Source organism: Agromyces sp. Leaf222 (genome assembly GCF_001421565.1).
Classification (GTDB): Bacteria; Actinomycetota; Actinomycetes; order Actinomycetales; family Microbacteriaceae; genus Agromyces.
Map to the genome: position 1 here is coordinate 2,742,817 of NZ_LMKQ01000001.1, position 20,377 is coordinate 2,763,193.

At 71.6% G+C, this 20,377-nt stretch carries 21 protein-coding genes; 7 read left to right on the forward strand and 14 right to left on the reverse strand.

Going from position 1 to position 20,377, the window contains the following annotated elements; all coding sequences use genetic code 11:
* The 3 genes from ASE68_RS12280 to ASE68_RS12290 form a co-directional block, all read right to left on the reverse strand.
* Complete coding sequence (locus ASE68_RS12280) at positions 1-1,188, reverse strand: acyl-CoA dehydrogenase family protein (protein WP_055858948.1); 1,188 nt, start codon at positions 1,186-1,188, stop codon at positions 1-3.
* Positions 1,178-3,232, reverse strand: coding sequence for a biotin carboxylase N-terminal domain-containing protein (locus ASE68_RS12285; protein WP_055858951.1), 2,055 nt, complete (start codon positions 3,230-3,232; stop codon positions 1,178-1,180). The genes ASE68_RS12280 and ASE68_RS12285 overlap by 11 nt, the downstream gene beginning before the upstream one ends.
* 115 nt (positions 3,233-3,347) lie before the next feature.
* Positions 3,348-3,929 carry a TetR/AcrR family transcriptional regulator gene (locus ASE68_RS12290; RefSeq protein ID WP_055858954.1) on the reverse strand — a complete coding sequence of 194 codons (582 nt, stop codon included), beginning with the start codon at positions 3,927-3,929 and terminating at the stop codon, positions 3,348-3,350.
* Between the two features lie 123 nt (positions 3,930-4,052).
* On the opposite strand from ASE68_RS12290, the gene ASE68_RS12295 reads away from it, so the two are divergent.
* Positions 4,053-4,778, forward strand: coding sequence for an MBL fold metallo-hydrolase (locus ASE68_RS12295; protein WP_055858957.1), 726 nt, complete (start codon positions 4,053-4,055; stop codon positions 4,776-4,778).
* 46 nt (positions 4,779-4,824) lie between these two features.
* On the opposite strand, the gene ASE68_RS12300 is transcribed toward ASE68_RS12295, so the two are convergent.
* The 3 genes from ASE68_RS12300 to ASE68_RS12310 all read right to left on the reverse strand — a co-directional run bounded on the left by ASE68_RS12300 (position 4,825) and on the right by ASE68_RS12310 (position 8,884).
* Positions 4,825-5,496: a GAP family protein gene (locus ASE68_RS12300; protein WP_055858959.1), complete on the reverse strand. Its 672-nt coding sequence runs from the start codon at positions 5,494-5,496 to the stop codon at positions 4,825-4,827.
* The gene (locus ASE68_RS12305) at positions 5,493-7,190 is read right to left on the reverse strand and encodes a SulP family inorganic anion transporter (protein WP_055858962.1); all 1,698 of its coding nucleotides are present in this window, start codon (positions 7,188-7,190) and stop codon (positions 5,493-5,495) included. The genes ASE68_RS12300 and ASE68_RS12305 overlap by 4 nt, the downstream gene beginning before the upstream one ends.
* 86 nt (positions 7,191-7,276) lie before the next feature.
* Complete coding sequence (locus ASE68_RS12310) at positions 7,277-8,884, reverse strand: carboxyl transferase domain-containing protein (RefSeq protein ID WP_055858965.1); 1,608 nt, start codon at positions 8,882-8,884, stop codon at positions 7,277-7,279.
* 98 nt (positions 8,885-8,982) lie between these two features.
* Between ASE68_RS12310 and ASE68_RS12315 the strand changes: the two genes are divergently transcribed.
* Both ASE68_RS12315 and ASE68_RS12320 read left to right on the forward strand, forming a co-directional pair.
* The gene (locus ASE68_RS12315; RefSeq protein WP_055858969.1) at positions 8,983-9,612 is read left to right on the forward strand and encodes a TetR/AcrR family transcriptional regulator; all 630 of its coding nucleotides are present in this window, start codon (positions 8,983-8,985) and stop codon (positions 9,610-9,612) included.
* Entirely contained in the window at positions 9,591-10,025 is a 435-nt protein-coding gene (locus ASE68_RS12320) for a GNAT family N-acetyltransferase (RefSeq protein WP_157421631.1), read from the forward strand. The genes ASE68_RS12315 and ASE68_RS12320 overlap by 22 nt, the downstream gene beginning before the upstream one ends.
* Before the next feature lie 15 nt (positions 10,026-10,040).
* Here the strand turns inward: ASE68_RS12320 and ASE68_RS12325 are convergent, their stop codons facing one another.
* Genes ASE68_RS12325 through pdhA form a run of 4 tightly spaced genes read right to left on the reverse strand, consistent with a single transcriptional unit; the run spans position 10,041 to position 14,013 of the window.
* Complete coding sequence (locus ASE68_RS12325; protein WP_055858975.1) at positions 10,041-10,352, reverse strand: 4a-hydroxytetrahydrobiopterin dehydratase; 312 nt, start codon at positions 10,350-10,352, stop codon at positions 10,041-10,043.
* Positions 10,353-10,406: 54 nt separating this feature from the next.
* Entirely contained in the window at positions 10,407-11,861 is a 1,455-nt protein-coding gene (locus ASE68_RS12330; RefSeq protein WP_055858978.1) for a dihydrolipoamide acetyltransferase family protein, read from the reverse strand.
* Positions 11,862-11,863: 2 nt separating this feature from the next.
* Positions 11,864-12,874: an alpha-ketoacid dehydrogenase subunit beta gene (locus tag ASE68_RS12335; protein WP_055858982.1), complete on the reverse strand. Its 1,011-nt coding sequence runs from the start codon at positions 12,872-12,874 to the stop codon at positions 11,864-11,866.
* Positions 12,871-14,013, reverse strand: coding sequence for a pyruvate dehydrogenase (acetyl-transferring) E1 component subunit alpha (pdhA, locus tag ASE68_RS12340; protein ID WP_055858985.1), 1,143 nt, complete (start codon positions 14,011-14,013; stop codon positions 12,871-12,873). Before pdhA ends, ASE68_RS12335 begins: the two co-directional genes overlap by 4 nt.
* 164 nt (positions 14,014-14,177) lie before the next feature.
* On the opposite strand from pdhA, the gene ASE68_RS12345 reads away from it, so the two are divergent.
* Together ASE68_RS12345 and ASE68_RS12350 are read left to right on the forward strand one after the other, a co-directional pair.
* Positions 14,178-14,642, forward strand: a complete 465-nt coding sequence (locus ASE68_RS12345) for an Lrp/AsnC family transcriptional regulator (protein WP_055858988.1) — start codon at positions 14,178-14,180, stop codon at positions 14,640-14,642.
* A gap of 50 nt (positions 14,643-14,692) precedes the next feature.
* Entirely contained in the window at positions 14,693-15,550 is an 858-nt protein-coding gene (locus tag ASE68_RS12350) for a RimK family alpha-L-glutamate ligase (protein ID WP_162238273.1), read from the forward strand.
* Between the two features lie 54 nt (positions 15,551-15,604).
* Here the strand turns inward: ASE68_RS12350 and ASE68_RS12355 are convergent, their stop codons facing one another.
* The 4 genes from ASE68_RS12355 to ASE68_RS12370 form a co-directional block, all read right to left on the reverse strand.
* Positions 15,605-16,210, reverse strand: coding sequence for a response regulator transcription factor (locus tag ASE68_RS12355; RefSeq protein ID WP_055858994.1), 606 nt, complete (start codon positions 16,208-16,210; stop codon positions 15,605-15,607).
* Entirely contained in the window at positions 16,207-17,352 is a 1,146-nt protein-coding gene (locus ASE68_RS12360) for a sensor histidine kinase (protein ID WP_055861303.1), read from the reverse strand. Before ASE68_RS12360 ends, ASE68_RS12355 begins: the two co-directional genes overlap by 4 nt.
* Positions 17,353-17,474: 122 nt before the next feature.
* The gene (locus tag ASE68_RS12365) at positions 17,475-18,296 is read right to left on the reverse strand and encodes an ABC transporter permease (RefSeq protein ID WP_200921708.1); all 822 of its coding nucleotides are present in this window, start codon (positions 18,294-18,296) and stop codon (positions 17,475-17,477) included.
* A 2-nt stretch (positions 18,297-18,298) separates the two neighbouring features.
* On the reverse strand, positions 18,299-19,237 hold the full coding sequence (locus ASE68_RS12370; RefSeq protein ID WP_055858999.1) for an ABC transporter ATP-binding protein: 939 nt from the start codon (positions 19,235-19,237) through the stop codon (positions 18,299-18,301).
* 160 nt (positions 19,238-19,397) lie between these two features.
* Here ASE68_RS12370 and ASE68_RS12375 point away from each other — a divergent pair, with 160 nt between their 5' ends.
* Entirely contained in the window at positions 19,398-20,111 is a 714-nt protein-coding gene (locus ASE68_RS12375) for a transcriptional regulator (RefSeq protein WP_055859002.1), read from the forward strand.
* A gap of 1 nt (position 20,112) precedes the next feature.
* Positions 20,113-20,325, forward strand: coding sequence for a hypothetical protein (locus ASE68_RS12380; RefSeq protein WP_055859005.1), 213 nt, complete (start codon positions 20,113-20,115; stop codon positions 20,323-20,325).
* Positions 20,326-20,377: the final 52 nt, after the last annotated feature.

The window sequence follows — 20,377 nt, forward strand, 5'->3', positions numbered from 1 at the left end:
CTAGGCGGTCGGCACGAGCTGCTCGGCGCCGATGCCGAGCTCGCGGGTGATGATCATGAGCTGCACCTCGGTGGTGCCCTCGCCGATCTCGAGGATCTTCGAGTCACGGTAGTGGCGGGCCACGGCGTTCTCGTTCATGAAGCCGTAGCCGCCGAAGATCTGCGTGGCGTCGCGCGCGTTGTCCATGGCCGCCTCCCCGCACACCATCTTGGCGATGGATGCCTCGAGCGTGAAGGGCTTGCCCGCATCGAGCTTGCGCGCGGCGTCGTGCCAGGCGAGCCTGGCCTGGTGCACGCGGGCCTGCATGCGCGCGATCTTGAACGCGATGTGCTGGTTCGAGCCGATGCTCGTGCCGAACACGCGGCGCTCGTTCGCGTAGCGCAGTGCCTCTTCGAGGCAGCCCTGCGCGGCGCCCGTGGCGAGCGCGGCGAACGCGACCCGGCCCTCGTTGAGCGTGCGCAGGAAGTTCGCGTAGCCGCGTCCGCGCTCGCCGAGCAGGTTCGACGCGGGCACGCGCACGTCGCGGAGCGTCAGCGGGTGCGTGTCGGAGGTGTGCCAGCCGACCTTGTCGTAGCTCGCCTCGACGGTGAAGCCCGGGGTGTCGTTCGGCACGATGATCGTCGAGAGCTCGGGCTTGATCTCGCCGCGGGCCCCGATACGTTGCCCGGTCACGGCCGTGATCGTCACGAATCGCGTGATCGGCGTGCCCGAGTTGGTGATGAACTGCTTCGAGCCGTTGATGACCCACTGGTCGCCGACGAGGTCGGCCGTGGTCGCCGTGGCGCCCGCGTCGCTGCCCGCGCCGGCCTCGGTGAGCCCGAATCCGGCGAGCGCCCGCCCCGAGACGAGGTCGGGCAGGTACTCCGCCTGCTGCGCCGGCGTGCCGTGCCGGTAGATCGGCATCACGCCGAGTCCGACGCCGGCCTCGAGGGTCACGCCGATCGACTGGTCGACGCGGCCGAGCGCCTCGACGGCGAGGCAGAGCTGGAAGTAGGTCTTTCCCTGGCCGCCGACCTCCTTCGGGAAGGGCAGGCCGAACAGGCCCATGTCGCCCATCTGCGCGATGATCTCCATCGGCAGGCGGCGCTTCGTGTCGTACTCGTAGGCGGCGGGCGCGACGACTCGGTCGGCGAAGTCGGCGACGTCGTCGGAGAGGCGCTGCTCCTCGTCGGTGAGGTCATACTGCATGCGTTGGCTCCTGTTCGTGTTCTCCCCGGGTCGCGGGCAGGTCGGATTCGGGTGCGGATGCTGCGTCGCGGATGTCGCTCGCAGGCTCGATGCGCGCGACGGGTTGGTCGCGCGAAACCAGGTCGCCGACGGATGCCGCGAGACGCACGGTTCCGGCGGTCGTGGCGGTGACGCGGTGCTCCATCTTCATGGCCTCGATCGCGATGATCGGGGCGCCCGCCTCGACGGCGTCGCCGTCGGCGACGAACACCGCGGTGACCGTGCCGGGCATGGGGGCGCGGAGCTCCGGGTTCGCGACGACGCCGCCGCGCTCGGCGAGCGCTCGACGGGCTTCCGCCGCGGCACGGCGGTCGACGTGCACGAAGGCGGTCGTGCCGTGGCGGTCGTGCACCCAGATCTCGCCATCGTCGGCGATGCGCACGGTCGTGGTGTCGGTCGTGGGGGCGGCGGCCGATCGCGCTGCGGTCGCCGTCACCACGGCGGACGGCTCGTCGCGCGGGGCGAGCAGCACGCTCGGCCGGCGGTGGACGCCGAGGCGCCAGCCCGCGGTGTCCGCGTGCGTCCACGCCTGCGGGCCGCCCCAGACACGGGCGCGGCCTTCGCCTGCGGTGCGCGCGAGCAGGGCGGATGCCGCGGCGGCGAGCTGGTCGGGTCGCGGCGCCTCGGTGGTGGCGGGCGGCATCCGGTCGATGAGGTTCGTGTCGAGGGCGCCGGCGCGCACGTCGGGCTCCGCGAGCAGGCGCCGGACGAACGCGATGTTCGTGTCGACGCCGAGCACGACGGTGTCGGCGAGCGCCCCGTCGAGCCGATCGAGCGCCTCGGCGCGGTCGCCGCCGTACGCGATGACCTTCGCGAGCATCGGGTCGTAGTCGGCCGTGACGTGCTGGCCGGTGCGGATGCCCGCGTCGACGCGCACCCCTTCGCCCGTCGCCGGCCGCCACTGGAGCACCTCGCCCGTCGAGGGCAGGAATCCGCGGTCGGGCGATTCTGCATAGACCCGGGCCTCGATGGCGTGGCCGGTGAGCTGCACGTCGTGCTGTGCGATGCCCAGCGGCTGTCCGGCGGCGATGCGCAACTGCTGTTCGACGAGGTCGACGCCGGTGACGAGTTCGGTGACGGGGTGCTCGACCTGCAGCCGGGTGTTCATCTCGATGAAGAAGAACTCGTCGGGCGCGACATCCGACACGAGGAACTCGACGGTGCCAGCACCGAGGTACGCGACGCTGCGGGCGGCGTCGCAGGCGGCCAGGCCGATGCGCTCACGCGTCGCGGAATCGAGGAGCGGCGACGGCGCCTCCTCGACGACCTTCTGGTGGCGGCGCTGCAGCGAGCACTCGCGTTCGCCCAGGTGGATGACGGTGCCCGCCCCGTCGGCGAGCACCTGCACCTCGATGTGCCGCGGCCGCTCGATGAGGCGCTCGAGCAGCAGCGTGTCGTCGCCGAACGAGGTGCGGGCCACGCGACGGGCGGCCGGGATCGCCTCGGCGAGCTCGCCCGCGTCGCGCGCGATCTGCATGCCCTTGCCGCCACCGCCGGCCGAGGGCTTCACGAGGAGCGGGAACCCGACCCGCTCCCCCGCAGCAAGCAGCGCAGCGTCGTCGAGCTCCGGGTCCGAGACGCCGGGAACCACGGGCACTCCGGATGCCGCGACGTGCCGCTTCGCGCGGATCTTGTCGCCCATGACAGCGAGCGCCTCGTCGCCAGGGCCGATGAAGACGATGCCGGCGTCGCGGCAGGCGGCGGCGAACCCCGCGTGCTCGGAGAGGAACCCGTAGCCGGGGTGCACGGCCTGCGCACCGGTCTCGAGCGCCGCGGCGACGAGTCTGGCGGGGTCGAGGTAGCTCTGCGCGGCCGGCGCCGGGCCGATGCGCACGGCCTCGTCGGCGAGGCGCACGTGCGGCGCGTCGGCATCGGCATCCGAGAAGACGGCGATCGAGCGGATGCCGAGGCGGCGGAGCGTGCGCATGACGCGCACCGCGATCTCGCCGCGGTTCGCGACGAGCACGCGCTCGAACGGACGGCTGCCGGCGTCGATCGTGCCCATGTGCGTGTCTTCTGCCTCTCTGCAGGGCGCACGCCGCTCGAATCCGGTTAGCGTGCACTAACTGGAATCATGTTAGTGACCACTAACTGAAATCGCAAGGACGCCATGCCGACGCTCAGATGCGCGGCGCCGGAGCCACCCCCGCCACCGCCGCGACGAGGGCCTCGACGCCGAAGTCGAACGCGCGGTCGACGTCGCCGCCGAGGCGGAACGCGCCGGAGAGCTCCATGCTCACGAACCCGTTGGCCCAGGCGGTGAAGGTTCGCGCGGCATCGAGGCCGTGCTCCTCGCCTGCGAGATCGGTCGCGGCGCTCACGACGGCGACGCTCGACGCGCGCAACGCGTCGGGGTCGAGGTGGAGGTCGGACGTCGGCGCGAAGACGAGGCGGAACGCGACGGGACGACGGTGCGCGAAGGCCCGCAGCGCATGGGCGAGCGCCCGCAGCCGGTCTCGAGGGTCGCCGCCCGCGTCGGCGACGGCGCCGTCGGCGGCACCCCCGAGGTCGCGCAACGTCGCGTCGACCACGAGGGCGATGAGCGCATCGCGATTGCTCACGCGCTTGTAGAGCGACGGCGCGCGCACGCCGACCCTCGTGGCCACGGCCTGCATGGTCAGGCCGTCGAGTCCCGCGAGTTCGAGCAGGTCGCGGCCGGCGTCGACGATCGCGGCGAGCGACGTACGGTCTGGGGTGGGCATCGTGGCTCCTCCGGGTGCGACGCGACCGGTATCCGATCGCAATGGCTATTGACGTTAGCCATCATAGCTATGTATCGTAGCCATCGCCAGCCCGAACCACGAACACGAACATCGGAGCATCCCATGCGACTCGCACCCTCGCTGCACCGCATCGGCAACGACATCGTCGCCGTCTACCTGGTCGACGCACCTGATGGCGTCACGATCATCGACGCCGGGCTCGCCGGGCAGTACACCGAACTGCTCGCCGAGCTCGACGCCATGGGTCGAACGATCGACGACGTGCGCGGCGTCGTGCTCACCCACGGCGACAGCGACCACATCGGGTTCGCCGAACGCCTGCGCCGCGACCACGGCGTCCCCGTCTTCGTGCACGAGGCGGATGCCGCGCGGGCCCGTGGCGAGGTATCCACCAAGCCCGAGTGGGGCCACATGAAGCTCGGCGCGACGGCGAAGTTCCTCTGGTACGCGCTGCGCAAGAACGGGCTGCGCACCACCCCGCTCACCGAGGTCGTCGCCGTGCACGACGGCGACGTGCTCGACCTGCCGGGCGCACCGGTGATCATCGGCCTGCCGGGTCACTCCCCCGGCAGCGTCGCGATCCACGTGCCGTCGGTCGACGCGGTGTTCGTCGGCGACGGGCTCACCACCCGCCACGTGCTGACCGGCACGACGGGTCCGCAGCCCGCACCGTTCACCGACGACCCGGCCGAGGCGCTCGCGTCACTGCACCGCATCGCCGGTCTCGGCGCGACCTGGGTGCTGCCCGGGCACGGTTCGCCCTGGCGGGGCGGCGTGGAGCAGGCGGTCGGCGAGGTCGAGCGCGCGGCCGCGGCATCCGGAGCCTGAGGCGGCATCAGGTGACAGCCCGAACACGGCCCGCAGGCCGTGCGCCTCAGAAGCTGGCGATGCCCTTTCCGAGCATCGAGATGCCGATCACGAGCAGCAGGACGGCCATGATCACCGCGTTCTCGTGCGCGAGCCAGCCGCGCAGCGCGTCGAGCGGGCCGCGCAGCTTCGCCGACGCGATGAGGTAGGCGATCACCGGGATCGCCACGGTCGACGCGGCGATCAGCACGTAGATCGCGATGACGAGCACGATCTCGTCGGTCGCGAGCCCGGCGGAGCCGATCTCGGTGCCGGCGCCCGCCGCCATGATGAGGTTCTTCGGGTTCAGCGCCGAGAGCAGGAACCCCAGTCCGAGGGCGCCGAAGAACGTGATCTTGTCGATCGCCTGCATCCACTTGGGCAGCACCGGCTCCTCGCCCGCCTTCGGGCGCTTGCGCCACTGCCCGAGCGCGAGCAGGAGCAGGCCCGCGCCGAGCAACAGCTGGATCACGCCCTGGATCGGCTTCGACGCGTCGGGATCGTTCTCGGGCAGGACCGACGCGAGCAGCGTGAACACGGTGATCGCCACGATGATGCCGATCAGCCAGCCCAGCAGGAACCCGACGCTCGTGACGCGTGCCTTCGGCGAGAGCAGCATGAGGATCGCCGCGATGATGGGGATCGGGCTGATGGCCACGCCGAGTGCGAGTGGGAGGATGCCGCCGATGGCGCCGTTCATGAGCTGCTCTTCTCTGTCGTGGTGCCCGGGTCCATGGTGCTCGCGGCGACGGGCCCGGCGGAGAGCGCCGTGATCGCGGCCCGGTTGGTGTCGAAGATGCGCTCGTCGCCGAGCAGTCCGAGCTGCACGAGTCGCAGGCGTGCGGGATTCCGCATGCGGCTGAACGACAGCGTCACGTGGTTGTCGGCGAGCCAGACCTTGAGCGCCTCGAATTCCTCGCCGCCGGTGACGTCGATGTCGGTCACGGCCTCCATGTCGATGACGACGTCGTGCACCGGCTCGCCCTCGACGGAGGTCACCGCCCGCTTGACCGCGGCGGTGAAGACGCTGCCGTTCGCGAAGAACAACGGGGCTGCGAGCCGGATGACGACGACGCCAGGCACCGTGGTCGTGCCGACGGGGGTGTCCTCGAGCAGCGACTCGCTCGGATCGCCCGACGTGCCGAGCACGTCGATCGCCGGGTTCGAGGCCCGCCTGGCGAGGTTGATGAGGGCGAGCGTGAACGCGACGACGATGCCCGCGATCGCGCCGACGAACAGCGTCACCACGAAGCAGACCGCGCCGATGACGAACTCGAAGCGGTCCTTGCGCCAGAGGTCGGCGAACTCGCGGATGCCGAGAAGCGGGATGATCGCGACGCCGACGACCGCACCGATCGCCGGCGAGGGGATGTCGGCGAGCAGCCTCGTGCCGAAGAGGAGCAGCAGCAGCGTGCCGACGGCGAGCACGAGCGACGGCAGCTGCGTGCGCGAACGGGCCTGGTCCATCGCCGCGGTGCGCGAGGTCGAGGACCCGACCGAGAAGCTGCCCTGTGCACCCGCCGCGATGTTCGACAGTCCGAACGCCAGGAGGTCGCGGTTGGCGCGGAACGGGTAGCGGTGCTTCTCGGCGTACGAGCGGGAGACGAGCAGGCCCTCGGCGGTGGTCACGAGGGTGAGGGCGATGGCCGATGGGATGAGCGCGAGCCAGGTCGTCCACTCGAGCACGGGCCACGTGAGCGTGGGCGGGCCGGCTGGCACGGCGCCGAGCACGTCGACGCCCGCGTCGTCGAGGTTCGCGAGCACCACGAGCACCGTCGAGAGCACGAGCACCACGAGCGCCCACGGCACGGCACCCAGGAACCGCTTGCCGAGCAGGAGCACGGCGACCGAGACGACCGAGATGGCCAGCGACCAGAGGTTCGTCGTGGAGAGTCCGCCGAGCAGCCCGGAGACCTTGTCGACGAACTCGCCGCCCGAGTCGATCTCGACCCCGAGCATCTTCGCGATCTGGCTGACCATGATGTCGAGGGCCAGGCCGCCGACGAAGCCGATGAGGATCGGCTTCGAGAGGAAGTTCGCGAGGAATCCGAGCTTGAACACCGACAGCAGCACGAACATGACGCCGCAGATGATCGCCTGCGCGAGCGCCATGGTGGCGTAGTCGGCGCTGCCGGCGGCCGCGAGGCCGCCGATGGACGAGGCCACGAGCGCCGCGGCCGCGGCATCCGGCGACGCGACCAGCTGGCGCGACGAGACGACGAGCGCATAGACGATGGTCGGCACGATCAGGGCGTAGAGGCCGGCGGTGGCCGGCAGGCCTGCGATCTGCGCGTAGCCGATGTTCAGCGGGATCGCGATCGCGATCAGGGTCACCCCGGCCGTCAACTCGGTCGCGAGGTTCTTCCCCGTCAGCCCGGCCAATGGTCGCTGCATACCGCCCCCGATTCCCCGTTCGCGCGTTCACGCACGTACGGGAACACTCTGGCATGGGGGCGGCGCCGAGTGGCGGTTCCGCACCGTCACATGCGGAAGAGTCCGAACGCCGGGTCGGGCAGCGGCGTGCGGCTCGCGAGTTCGAGCGCCATGGCGAGCACCGTTCGCGTGTCGGCCGGGTCGATGATGCCGTCGTCCCAGAGCCGCGCGGTCGAGTGGTACGGGCTGCCCTGCTGCTCGTACTGCTCGCGGATCGGGGCCTTGAACGCCTCGGCCGCGGCATCCGACCACTCTTCGCCCCGCACCGCGAGCTGATCGCCCTTGACCGTCGAGAGCACGGATGCCGCCTGCTCGCCGCCCATGACCGAGATGCGGGCGTTCGGCCACATCCACAGGAAACGCGGCGAGTAGGCGCGCCCGCACATGGAGTAGTTGCCGGCGCCGAACGAGCCGCCGATCACGACCGTGAGCTTCGGCACCCGCGTGGTGGCGACCGCGGTGACCATCTTCGCGCCGTGCTTGGCGATGCCGCCCGCCTCGGCGTCGCGGCCCACCATGAAGCCCGAGATGTTCTGCAGGAACAGCAGCGGGATGCCGCGCTGGTCGCAGAGCTCGATGAAGTGCGCGCCCTTCATCGCCGACTCGCTGAAAAGCACGCCGTTGTTCGCGACGATGCCGACGGGATGCCCGTCGAGGTGCGCGAACCCGGTGACGAGCGTGTCGCCGTAGTCGGGCTTGAACTCGCTGAACTCGCTCGCGTCGACGAGTCTCGCGATGACCTCGCGCACGTCGTAGGGCTGCTGCACGTCGACGGGGACCGCGGCGGTCAGGTCGGCAGGGTCGACGGCCGGTGGCCGCGGCTCGCGCACGGCCCAGGCGCGATCGCCCTGCGCCGGCAGTGTCGCGACCATGTCGCGCACGAGCTCGAGCGCGTGCTCGTCGTCGTCGGCCAGGTGGTCGGTCACGCCCGAGACGCGCGAGTGCAGGTCGCCGCCGCCGAGCTCTTCAGGCGTCACGACCTCGCCGATCGCGGCCTTCACGAGGGGCGGCCCGCCGAGGAAGATCGTGCCCTGGTCGCGGACGATGACCGACTCGTCGCTCATCGCGGGCACGTAGGCGCCGCCGGCCGTGCACGAGCCGAGCACGGCCGCCAGCTGCGGGATGCGCATCGACGAGAGCTGCGCCTGGTTGAAGAAGATGCGGCCGAAGTGCTCGCGGTCGGGGAAGACGTCCTCCTGCATCGGCAGGAACGCGCCGCCCGAGTCGACGAGGTAGACGCACGGCAGGCGGTGCTCGCGCGCGACCTCCTGCGCCCTGAGGTGCTTCTTGACGGTCATCGGGTAGTAGGTGCCGCCCTTGACGGTCGCGTCGTTGCAGACGACCACGACGGGGCGGCCGTGCACGAGCCCGACGCCCGTGATGATGCCGGCGCCGGGCGAATCGCCGCCGTAGAGTCCGTCGGCCGCGAGCGGCGAGAGCTCGAGGAACGGGCTGCCCTCGTCGAGCAGCCGGTCGACGCGATCGCGCGGCAGCAGCTTGCCTCGCGCGACATGGCGGTCGCGGGATGCCTCGGGGCCGCCGAGCGCGGCGACCGCGAGCCGTTCGCGCAGCTCTCCGACGAGCTCGGCGTGCGCGTCGGCGTTGCGTCGCGCGCCCTCGCCGGATCGATCGATCGCCGTCGTGAGTGTCGTCATCGGCCCCTCCGCGTCGTCGCGGCGCCACTTGTGCGACCTCGCGATTTTCGGTTAGTGTTCACTAACTCGATTCCCGAGGTTAGCGAGCACCCATCCAAATGGCAAGCACACCCGCACAGGCCCCGACGGCACCGCAGCCGCCGCTCACCGAGCGCGGCCGGCAGAAGGCCGACCGACGCGAGGCGATCCTCACCGCCGCCGCGCGGCTCTTCGCCGAACGCGGGTACGCCGGGGTGACCATCGAGGACCTCGGCACCGCCGTCGGCGTCAGCGGACCCGCCGTCTACCGGCACTTCACCGGCAAGTCCGCCGTGCTCGCCGCGATCCTCGAAGACGCCAGCCGCTCGCTCCTCGACGGCGCCGAGCGGGTGCTCGCCGAAGCGCCCGACGCGACCTCGGCCCTGCGCTCGCTCATCCGGTTCCACGTGGCCTTCGCGCTCGGCGAGGCCGACGTCATCGCCGTGCAGGACCGCGAACTCGAACAACTCGACCCCGGCGTGCGCCACGAGGTGCGCTCGCTGCAACGCCGGTACGTCGAACGCTGGGTCGACACCCTCGCAGAGCTCAGGCCCGACCGGGCCGAGGTGGAGCTGCGGTTCCGGGCACACGCCGCCTTCGGACTGCTCAACTCCACACCGCACAGCGCCCGCACCCCTGGGCGCAGACCCGCCGACGGCACCATCCGCGGCATCCTCGAGGAGATGGCATGGGCGAGCCTCATGTCGTGAGCCTGCGCGCGACCCGCGACACGGATCTCGACACCCTGAACCGGATCACCCCGGGCGACGACGCCCTGATCGGCACCGACGCCCCGTCGGGCACCGACGCCGACGCCGACCGCCGCACCATCCGCGCCGACGGCGAGATCGTCGGCCAGGTCGCGCGCTGGCTCGACCGCGGCGACGCGTTCGTCGCCTGCCGCGTCGACGGCACCCGACGCGACGACGGCATCGCCGGCCGGGCCCTGCGCCTCTACCTCGAGGTGCTCGACGAACGGCCCGTGCGCACCCGCGTCGCGCCCGACGACGACGCCTGCATCCGCGTGCTCGAGCGACTCGGCTTCGAGCCCGACTCCGGCCGGCCCGGGGGCACGACGGCAACCGGCGCCCCGGTCGACGAGCTGGTCTTCCTGCTCGCCTGAGGCGGCCACGCGCCTTCAGTCGTGCGGTCGCGCCCCCTGTGCCTCGGCGAGCGCCTGGATGCGTCGGGCGAGCTCGAGATCGCGTGAGGTCACGCCGCCCGCGTCGTGCGAGCTCAGCTCGAACGCGATGGCGCCCCAGGCGACGCGCACGTCGGGATGGTGGTCGACCTCGTCGGCCACGACGGCGACGGCGTCGAGCAGGCGAACGGCGCTCGCGAAGTCCGCCGTGCGATAGGCGCCCTCGAGCCGGGCGCCGACGTGGGTGAACGCGGTGCCGACGAGCGCGTCGGCGGCCTCGTCCGGGGTGAGGATGCGTTGCGGGTCCATGTCGCCATCATCCTCCCCGGCCGAGACCGCCGACAGGGGCCTACCGACGAACGGTCACACCATCGTCAACGCACGGGCCGGATCGCGCAGCAGCGCGCCGACATCCGTGAGGAAGGACGCCGCCTGCTGCCCGTCGACCAGGCGGTGGTCGAACGAGAGGCTCAGCGTCATGACCTCGCGGAGGGCGATCTCGCCGCGGTGCTCCCACGGCTGACGACGCACGGCGCCCATCGCGAGGATGACCGCTTCGCCCGGGTTCAGGATCGGCGTGCCGGCGTCGACGCCGAACACGCCGACGTTCGTGATCGACAGGGTGCCGCCCGTGAGGTCCGCGGGCCGCGTGCGCCCTTCGCGCGCGGTGGTCGCGAGCTCGCCGATCGCATCGGCCAACTCGATGAGCGTCAGCCGCTCGGCCGCCTTCACGTTCGGCACGACCAGCCCGCGCTCGGTCGCCGCCGCGATGCCGAGGTTCACCGAGGCGAACTGGACGATCTCCTGCGACGCCTCCTCCCAACGCGCGTTCACGTCGGGGGTCCGCCGGGCGGCGAGGCACACGGCCTTCGCAACGACCGCGAGGGGGGTGACGCGGTGCCCGGCGAACGCGGGGTCCTCCCGAAGGCTGCGCACGAGGTCCATCGCGGCCGTGACGTCGACCGTGAGGAACTCCGTCACGTGCGGCGCGGTGAACGCGCTCTGCACCATCGCGGCCGCCGTGTGCTTGCGCACGCCGCGGATCGGGATGCGCACGTCGGCACGCTCCGGCCCGCCGACGCCGCCGCCGAGACGCCCGTTCGGCGTCGACTGCGCGGGTTCATCGGATGCGGAGGCCTGCGACGGCGCGTCGACGGCGTTGCCGTCACCCGATGCGGATGCCGCGGCCTCGACATCGGCGCGCGTGATGAGTCCGCGGTCCCCCGAGCCGTGCAGTGCCGCGAGGTCGACGCCGAGGTCGTGCGCGAGCTTGCGCACGGGCGGCGTGGAACGCGGTCGTTCCGAAGGCGGACCCTGCTCAGCGGGCGCGGCGACGGCAGGCAGCGCCTCGGCAGGCAGCGCCTCGGCGGGCGCCCCCTCCGCGGGAGCGTCCTCGGCCGGCGGGGCGGGCACCAGGTCTGCCGCGAGCGCAGCACGCCGGGCACGACGCTTCGGACCCGACTCGGCACCGGCGCCGTAGCCGACGAGGTTCGGGCCGGGCGCGTCATCCGCCGCCTGCTCGTCGACGTCGGCCGTCGCGACGGGCTCCGCGGGCGAGGCAGACCCTGCCGGCGAGCCCTCGCCCGTGTCGCACGAGAACAGCGGCGCACCGACGTTGACGGTCTCGCCCTCGCCCGCGTGCAGCGCCGTGACGACGCCCGCGAACGGCGACGGGAGCTCCACGACCGCCTTGGCCGTCTCGACGTCGGCGATGATCTGGTTGAGCTCGACGCGGTCGCCGACCGCGACGCGCCAGGCGACGATCTCGGACTCGGTGAGGCCCTCGCCGAGGTCGGGCAACGGGAAGTCGCGGATCATGCTCATGCCTCCACCCCGCTCAGCGAGTTGGGCCGGCCGAGGGCCCGGTCGACGCCGTCGAGCATGCGGTCGAGGTCGGGCAGGTGGTACCGCTCGAGCTTCGCGGGCGGGTACGGGATGTCGTGCCCCGTCACGCGCACGGGCGCCGCCTCGAGGAACTCGAAGCACCGCTCGGTGATGCTCGCCGCGATCTCCGCGCCGAGGCCCAGCTGCTGTCCGGCCTCGTGCGCGATGACGAGTCGACCGGTGCGGCGCACCGAGCCGGCGACGGTGCTCAGGTCGAGCGGCGAGAGCGAACGCAGGTCGATGACCTCGATCGACACGCCCTCCTCGGCGGCGGCGATGGCCGCGTCGCGCGCGACCTGCACGAGCGCGCCGTACGTCACGAGCGTCACGTCGGTTCCGGATGTCACGACCGACGCGATGCCCATCGGCTTGGCGTCGGCGAGGCTCGCCCGATCGTCGACCTCGCCCTTGACGTGGTAGCGGCGCTTGGGCTCGAAGAAGAGCACGGGGTCGTCGCTCGCGATGGCCTGCTGGATCATGACGTAGGCGTCGGCGGCATCCGAGCACGAGACGACTCGCAGCCCTGCCGTGTGCGCGAAGTACGCCTCGGGCGACTCGGAGTGGTGCTCGGCCGCGCCGATGCCGCCGCCGAACGGCACCCGGATCGTGATCGGCATCTTCACGGTGCCCCGCGAGCGCCGGTGCAGCTTCGCGACCTGCGCGACGATCTGGTCGAACCCGGGATAGATGAACCCGTCGAACTGGATCTCGACGACGGGCCGGTAGCCGCGGTACGCGAGGCCGACCGCGGTGCCGATGATCCCGGCCTCCGAGAGCGGGGTGTCGACGACGCGGTGCGCGCCGAACTCGGCCTTCAGGCCGTCGGTGACGCGGAACACGCCGCCGAGCGTGCCGATGTCCTCGCCCATGAGCACGACGCGGTCGTCGCCGGCGAGCGAACGGCGGAGGCCGGCGTTGATGGCGCCGCCGAGGGTGAGCGTGGTCATCGGGCGCCTCCCTCGGACGCAGCGGTGTCGCCGTCGTCGAACTGCGCGAGGTACCTCGCGTAGTGGTCGCGCTGGCGGTCGAGATGCGAATGCGGTTCGGCGTACACGTGGTCGAACACGGTCATCGGCTCGGGATCGGTCATGGTCGCGATCGAGGCGCGCAGCGCCGCGGCGGCGCGCGACGACTCGCCCTCGACCTCGCGGTCGAGCTCCTCGAGGTCGGTTCCGGATGCCGCGAGCAGCGCCCCTACGCGGGAGATGGGGTCGCGTGCGCGCCAGTCGGCGAGCTCGTCGTCGGTGCGGTAGCGCTTCGGGTCGTCGGCCGTCGTGTGCGGGCCCATGCGGTAGGTCACGGCCTCGATGAACGTCGGGCCACCGCCGCGCCGGGCGCGGTCGAGGGCGATCCGCGTCGCCGCGAGCACGGCGAGCACGTCGTTGCCGTCGACGCGGATGCCGGGCACGCCGAACCCGTCGGCGCGCTGCGCGAGGGGCTGCTTGGACTGCAGGCCGACCGGCTCGGAGATCGCCCAGCCGTTGTTCTGGCAGAAGAACACGACGGGCGCCTCGAAGCTCGCCGCGAAGACGAGGGCCTCGTTGACGTCGCCCTCGCTCGTGGCACCGTCGCCGAAGTACGCGACGGCCGCGGCATCCGAGCCGTCCCAGGCCGCGCCCATCGCCCAGCCGGTCGCGTGCAGCGACTGCGCGCCGATGATGATCTGCGGAACGGCCATGCCGTAGTCGTAGGGATTCCAGCCGGATGACGCGGCCCCGCGCCAGACGCGCAGCACGTCGGCCGGATCGATGCCGCGCACCCAGGCGACGCCGTGCTCGCGGTAGCTGCCGAACACGAAGTCGTCGGAACGCAGGGCCCGTGCCGAGCCCACCTGTGCGGCCTCCTGGCCGAGCAGCGGCGGCCAGAGGCCGACCTCGCCCTGTCGCTGCAGGGCGATGCCCTCGGAGTCGATGCGGCGCAGCACGGACATGTCCCGGTAGAGGCCGCGCAGCGCCTCGGTGTCGATGTCGACGACCCAACGATCGAGGGCCGGGTCGGCGCGACGTTCGCCCTCGGGCGTGATGAGCTGGGCGAAGCCGTCGGCCCGGGTCAGGAGCCCGGTGGCGATTCGGTCGGATGGGGTCATGGGTGGATCCTCGCTCTCGACGACCGCCTCGTGAGCGGTCGTACCCGGCGACACTGCCGGATACCGTGAGCGTACGTCGAGATGGCACAGCGCTCAAGCATTCGATAATCGGTTGAGCATGTTGCTCAACGAGGGGCACCAGAGGGGTGCTATCGTTTCGCAGTATGACCGGTTACGACGATGTCGACCGCGCCCTGCTCGGCGCACTCGGCGCCGACCCGAGAGCGACGGTGGTGGCCCTCGCCGACCGGCTCGGCCTCTCGCGCAACACGGTGCAGGCGCGCATGGCCCGGCTCGAGACATCCGGCGCCTTCCTGTCGTTCGAGCGCAGCATCGACCCCGTGCCGATCGGCTACCCGCTCGAGGCCTTCGTGTCGGTGCACCTGCTGCAGAAGCGGCTCGACGAGGTGGTCGCCGCCGTCTCGGAGATCCCCGAGGTGATCCAGGCGCACGGGCTCTCGGGCTCGGTCGACCTGCTCGTGCGCGTGGTGTGCCGCGACGCGCACGACCTGTTCCGCATCGACGGCGAGATCCTCGCGATCGACGGCGTCGTGCGAACCGAGACCTCCCTCGCCATGGGCGAGCTCATCCCCTACCGACTGGCGCCGCTGCTGGCGAGATCGAATTGAGGCCCCGAATGCGTGTTGCGATCCTGCGTTGCGAACGACTCCCGAGCTTCGTGACCTGGGAGATCGGCGACGTCGAGGCGCTGTTCGACGACGACCGACTGCTCATCGAGGCGCTCCGCGAACGCGGCATCGAGGCCGAGCCGGTGGTCTGGTCTCAGGACGGCGTCGACTGGGGAGCCTACGACGCCGCCGTGGTGCGCAGCACCTGGGACTACGTCGACCGGCCGACCCGGTTCGTCGACGTGCTGACCGACATCGACCGGTCGGCGTGCACGCTGCTCAACCCGCTCGACGCCGTGCGGTGGAACCTCGACAAGCGCTACCTCGAGGACCTCGAGCGGCTCGGGGTGGCGATCGTGCCGGTCCTGCGAGGGCTCCCCTCCGACGCCGATCGCCTCGTCGCGTCGGTCGCGGCCGCCGGCTGGCCGGAACTCGTGCTGAAGCCGGCCGTGGGCGTCGGCGGCTCTGGCGTGATCCGAACGGCCGCCGCAGGGCTCGCGGACGTGCTGCATGCGCTGCCGCCCGACACCGAGGTCATGGTGCAGCCCTTCGCCGACGCGATCATCGACGAGGGCGAACTCTCGTTCGTGTTCATCGGCGGCGAGCCGAGCCACGTGCTGCGCAAGCGTCCGGCGTCGGGCGACTTCCGCGCCCACGGCATCTACGGCGGCACCGTCGAGCGCATCGACGCGTCGGGCGACGACCTCGCGCAGGTCGCGGCGATGCTCGCCGGGCTGCCCTTCGACCCGCTCTTCGCCCGGATCGACGTCGTTCGCCTCGACGGGCGCCTCGCCATTCTCGAGCTCGAACTCGTCGAGCCGTTGCTCTACCTCGACCGCACCCCCGGCAGCGCCGATCGGCTCSCCGAGGCCGTGCTGCGACGGCTCGGGGCGACCGGCGACGCCTGACCCACGCCGGGCTCCTACGGGCACGCCGACTCCGAAGCGAAACGGGCGGATGCCTCAGAGCCAGCCGTTGGCCTCGGCGATGCGCGCGGCATCCGCACGGTTGCGGCCCTCGGTCTTGCCGATCGCGCTCGAGAGGTGATTGCGCACCGTGCCCTCCGATAGGTGCAGGATGCGGGCGATGTCGGCGATCGAACCGCCCGTGCGCGCGACCGAGAGCACGTCGGTCTCTCGCTCGGTGAGGGGCGAGTCGCCCTGCGCGAGCGACTCGGCCGCGAGCACGGGGTCGACCACCCGCAGGCCGGAGGCGACGCGCCGCACGGCGTCGGCCAGCTGGGCCGCCGGTGTGTCCTTCACGACGAATCCGGAGGCGCCGGCGCGCATGGCCCGCTTGAGGTACCCGGGCCGTCCGAACGTCGTCACCATGATGACGCGACACGTCGGCATCGCCCGACGGAGCTCGGCGGCAGCGGCGATGCCGTCGACGCCCGGCATCTCGATGTCGAGCATCGCCACGTCGGGCGTGGCGGCCTGCGCTGCGGCGACCACCTCGTCGCCGCGACCGACCTCGGCGACGACCTCGATGTCAGGCTCCAGCCCCAGCAGCGCCGAGAGCGCACCGCGCACGAGGGCTTGGTCGTCGGCGATGAGCAGGCGGATCACAGCGCCACCCTCAGGGTGAAGCCGCCGAGGTCGCCGCGTCCGACGGTCATCGTGCCGCCCGCAGCCTCGACGCGTTCACGCAGGCCGGCGAGACCGTTCGAACCCGCCGAGGCGGCGCTCGGACCGAACCCGTCGTCGGCGACCTCGACGGCGTCGGACGCCAACCGCACCCGGCACCGGGATGCGCCCGAATGCCGGATCACGTTCGTGACGCCCTCGCGCACGATCCAGCCGGCGAGTTCGCGACGAGGTTCGGGCACGGCATCCGTCGACCGCGGCAGGTCGGCCTCGATGCCGGCGGCCTCGAGCGCGGACCTTGCGGCGAGGAGCTCGGTGCTCACGTTGACCCCGCGGAACCCGGCGACCGTCGCGCGCACGTCGGCGAGTGCGCCGCGCGCGAGCTGCTCGACCTGGCCGATCTCGGATCGGGCCCGCGCCGGATCCGCCTCGACGAGCCGCCCGGCGAGTTCGGCCTTGACGGTGATGACCGTGAGCGAATGACCGAGAATGTCATGCAGGTCGCGCGCCACGCGTCCGCGCTCGCGCTCGACGGCCATCGACTCGAGCTGCGCCTGGGTCGCCCGGAGCTGGTTCATCGCGGCGAGGGTGCGGGCGAACGCGGCCATCATGAGCGAGATCGAGATGATGATCGCCGGGGTCGAGAGCACGTGCTCGTGCCAACCCTCGGTGAGGTATCCGAGCAGCAGCGAGAGACCGCCGAGCGCGAGGATCGACGTCCAGGTCTCCCGCCAGGGCAGCACGGTCACGGCGATCAGCACGCCGACGTAGGTCCAGACGTTGCAGACCTCCCAGCCGAGCCATGGCATGAGCGTGAACGAGAGCGCGAAGAAGCCGAGCGCGACGAGCCGGCGACCACGGAGCGTGAGCGACCAGCCGAGCGGCGCGGCGACGAGGAACGCGACGGCGAACACGACCACGAGTGCGACACCGACCACGGCGGACCACGTCGAGGACGACTGCGCGATCACCGCGTCGCCGACGCCGATGAGCCAGAGGAGCGAAACACCGGCGCCGAAGTACCAGCTGCGCGCCCCGCGTGAGACGAGCACCGCCGGGAACGTCGTGAGCGGGCCGGCCGACGACGGCGGCATGATCGGCCACCTCGGGCCGGAGAAAGGCATGTCGATGCTCGTGTCGCGCACGTGTCTCACCTTAGGACGGAGCGGATCGGGGGACGAGGCCGGGCGTGCCGGTCGTGCCGCGCGGGTCCGCGCGGGTCGGCGCGGCACGACGGGCGGCTCGGTCAGACGCGCTTCGTGTCGCGACGGAACGCCCAGGCGGTGCCGAGCACGAAGATCGCGAGCCACGCGATCGCATTCAGGAACCACAGCAGGTCGACGCCCTGGCCCGTGAGCGGCGCCCGCGCGATCTGCCCGATGCCGTAGACCGGGGTGAAAGCGGCGATGTCCTGCAGCACGGGCGCCATGGAGTCGACCGGGTAGAAGAGTCCGCCGATGAAGCTCAGGAACACGACGACGAGGTTCGTGACCTGAGCCGTGTTCTCGCCTGGCACGAGGTAGCCGACGAGCAGGCCCAGCGCGGTGAAGACGGCCGAGCCAAGCAGCCAGGCGGTCAGACCAGAGGCGATCCACTGCTCCGGAGACATCCGGATGCCGGTGGCGGCCCCCGCGATGTAGGTCGCCACGACCGCGAGCAGGCCGAGCATCATGCCCGCGATCACCTTCGTCGCCACCCCGGCGATCGGATGCAGCGGGGTGAGGCGCAGCTGGCGGCTCCACCCCTGCGCGCGCTCGATGGAGACGGCGCTGCCGGCCGCGGTGGCCGAGATGATCGCGCCGTACACGGCCATCGAGACCATGATGTACGCGGCGACCGAGAGGCCGCCGTCGGCGATCGGCAGGTCGGTGAGCGGCTGGTCGCGATTCGGGTAGCCGATCAGCAGGTACATCGCGACCGGGAAGACGACGGTGAAGGCGAGCGTGCGGCGGTTGCGCAGCTTTCGCTTGAGCTCGATGCCGAGGAACGTCAGGTTGAAGCCACCGAACGGCGGGACCCGGCGCTCGAGGCTCACGCGGTCGGTGCGTGCGGGTGCGGTCGTGCTCATGGTCAGTACTTCCCTTCGGAGGTGAGGGCGATGAAGGCGCTCTCGAGGTTCTGCCCGGTGATCTCCAGGTCGCGGGCGGCGGTCGCGGTGAGCAGGTGCCTGGCGACGACGTCGGAGTCCCGGGTGACGAGCGCGAACCGCTCGCCCTGGGCCTCGACCGAATCGACCCCCGGCAGTGCGGCGAGGGCGACGGCATCGGCTCCGGGAATGGTCGCGTGCACCGTGCGCCCCGAGGCGAGGTTCTTGATCTCGGCGGCAGTGCCGTCGGCGACGATCCGCCCCTGGCGCATCAGCACGATGCGATCGGCGTAGGCGTCGGCCTCGTCGAGGTAGTGGGTCGCGAACAGCACGGTGCGGCCGCGTGCGGCATCCTCGCGGATCGCGTTCCAGAAGTCGCGGCGCCCCGTGACGTCCATGCCCGTCGTGGGCTCGTCGAGGATGAGCAGGCCGGGGTCGCTGAGCAGTGCCATCGCGAACCGCAGGCGCTGCTGCTGGCCGCCCGAGCAGAGGCCGACCATGCGGTCGGCGATCTCGAGGATGCCGGCGCGCTCGAGCACCTCATCGACCGGACGGCGGTCGGCGAACAGACTGCCGGTGAGCGCCACGGTCTCGCGGACCGTCAGGTCCTTGAGCAGTCCGCCCGTCTGCAGCACGGCCGAGACGAAACCCTGGGCGACCGCCGTGCGCGCGCTCCGGCCGAAGACCTCGACGGTGCCGGCGTCGGGTGAGGAGAGTCCGAGGATGAGGTCGATCGTCGAGGTCTTGCCCGCCCCGTTCGGCCCGAGGAAGGCCACGATCTCGCCCGGCTCGATCTGGAGGTCGACGCCGTCGACGGCGTGGACGGAGCCGAAGCGCTTGGTGACGGCGCGCACGTCGACCGCGAGCAGCGGTGCGGATGCCGCGGTGCCGGCGGCTGCGGTGGTGAGTTCTGCTGTTCCCATGAGTCCATGGTCGGCGCCGTCGAGGTGGTCGCCCTCACACCGACGTCACGACCTGCCCGTGACATCCGTCATGGTCCTGAATGCGGCGGACGGGATGATGCAAAGAATACGTTGCAAAGAAATCCTTGCAACGTTCTCTTTGCAGCGTTATCTTTGCATCATGTCCACCGACCAGCCCCGCGACCTCTCGGCCCAGCCCAGCAGCACGCGGCACCCGGGCATCGACCACGTCCTGCCCTCTTCGAGCCTCAAGTCGCTCGCCCATCCGCTGCGGGTGCGCATCTACGACGAGCTCTCGTCGTACGGCCCGATGACCGCGAGCGGGCTCGGCGAACGCCTCGGCGAGTCGAGCGGCTCCACGAGCTACCACCTGCGCCAGCTCGAACGCGCCGGCCTCGTGCGCGAGGACACCACGCGCGGCAAGGGCCGCGAGCGCTGGTGGGAGCGCACGCCGGGCTCGATCGCGATCCCCGATGCCAGGTCGCTGCCCGCCGGCAGCGCCGAGCGCCTCGCCGTCAAGCTCGTCGAAGACGAGTGGTTCCGCTCGCGCGAGACGAACTTCCGCGAGTTCGTGCTCGAGGGCGACCAGGTCTTCGGCGACGAGTGGCTCGACATCGCGACGAGCGACACCATCAACCTGCGCCTCACGCCCGAGCAACTCGGCGCACTCGTCGCCGACCTCGACGTCGTGCTGATGCGCTACATCGACGCCCACAAGCGCACGCCCTCCCCCGGCTCGCGACCGGTGCAGATCCACATCAACGCGTTCCCGCTCATGCGCGGGGAGCCGACGGCGCCGACCGGCAGCCCCGACACCACGACGAACGCCGACGACATCACGACCGACCCCACCGACACCACGAAGGAGCTCTGACATGACCACGACACTCCTCTCCCCCGGTTCGGGAGTCATCGCCGTGCTGGCCGTGCGCAGCGGACTCCGCATCACCGAATGGGGCCTGCGGCGAGCGGCCCGCCGGGCTGACGCCGACCGGCTGCGATCCGAAGCCGATACACGGGCGGTCGTCGCTGCGGCGCTGCCCGAGCGCGACGCGCTGATCCGCCCCAGCGTGAACCCGTTCCGCTGAGCGGCGTCGGCCCGATCGCACGGACGCAGATGGTCGCTCTGCTCGTCGTGGA

Coding starts and splice junctions, on each gene's coding strand:
- pdhA (WP_055858985.1), bottom strand. CDS start 14,013: ATGACCCCATCCGACCGAATCGCCACCGGGCTCCTGACCCGGGCCGAC.
- ASE68_RS12295 (WP_055858957.1), top strand. CDS start 4,053: ATGCGACTCGCACCCTCGCTGCACCGCATCGGCAACGACATCGTCGCC.
- ASE68_RS12325 (WP_055858975.1), bottom strand. CDS start 10,352: ATGGACCCGCAACGCATCCTCACCCCGGACGAGGCCGCCGACGCGCTC.
- ASE68_RS12365 (WP_200921708.1), bottom strand. CDS start 18,296: ATGAGCACGACCGCACCCGCACGCACCGACCGCGTGAGCCTCGAGCGC.
- ASE68_RS12380 (WP_055859005.1), top strand. CDS start 20,113: ATGACCACGACACTCCTCTCCCCCGGTTCGGGAGTCATCGCCGTGCTG.
- ASE68_RS12290 (WP_055858954.1), bottom strand. CDS start 3,929: ATGCCCACCCCAGACCGTACGTCGCTCGCCGCGATCGTCGACGCCGGC.
- ASE68_RS12330 (WP_055858978.1), bottom strand. CDS start 11,861: ATGATCCGCGACTTCCCGTTGCCCGACCTCGGCGAGGGCCTCACCGAG.
- ASE68_RS12315 (WP_055858969.1), top strand. CDS start 8,983: ATGGCAAGCACACCCGCACAGGCCCCGACGGCACCGCAGCCGCCGCTC.
- ASE68_RS12300 (WP_055858959.1), bottom strand. CDS start 5,496: ATGAACGGCGCCATCGGCGGCATCCTCCCACTCGCACTCGGCGTGGCC.
- ASE68_RS12345 (WP_055858988.1), top strand. CDS start 14,178: ATGACCGGTTACGACGATGTCGACCGCGCCCTGCTCGGCGCACTCGGC.
- ASE68_RS12370 (WP_055858999.1), bottom strand. CDS start 19,237: ATGGGAACAGCAGAACTCACCACCGCAGCCGCCGGCACCGCGGCATCC.
- ASE68_RS12360 (WP_055861303.1), bottom strand. CDS start 17,352: ATGCCTTTCTCCGGCCCGAGGTGGCCGATCATGCCGCCGTCGTCGGCC.
- ASE68_RS12305 (WP_055858962.1), bottom strand. CDS start 7,190: ATGCAGCGACCATTGGCCGGGCTGACGGGGAAGAACCTCGCGACCGAG.
- ASE68_RS12335 (WP_055858982.1), bottom strand. CDS start 12,874: ATGACCACGCTCACCCTCGGCGGCGCCATCAACGCCGGCCTCCGCCGT.
- ASE68_RS12285 (WP_055858951.1), bottom strand. CDS start 3,232: ATGGGCACGATCGACGCCGGCAGCCGTCCGTTCGAGCGCGTGCTCGTC.
- ASE68_RS12280 (WP_055858948.1), bottom strand. CDS start 1,188: ATGCAGTATGACCTCACCGACGAGGAGCAGCGCCTCTCCGACGACGTC.
- ASE68_RS12320 (WP_157421631.1), top strand. CDS start 9,591: ATGGGCGAGCCTCATGTCGTGAGCCTGCGCGCGACCCGCGACACGGAT.
- ASE68_RS12375 (WP_055859002.1), top strand. CDS start 19,398: ATGTCCACCGACCAGCCCCGCGACCTCTCGGCCCAGCCCAGCAGCACG.
- ASE68_RS12310 (WP_055858965.1), bottom strand. CDS start 8,884: ATGACGACACTCACGACGGCGATCGATCGATCCGGCGAGGGCGCGCGA.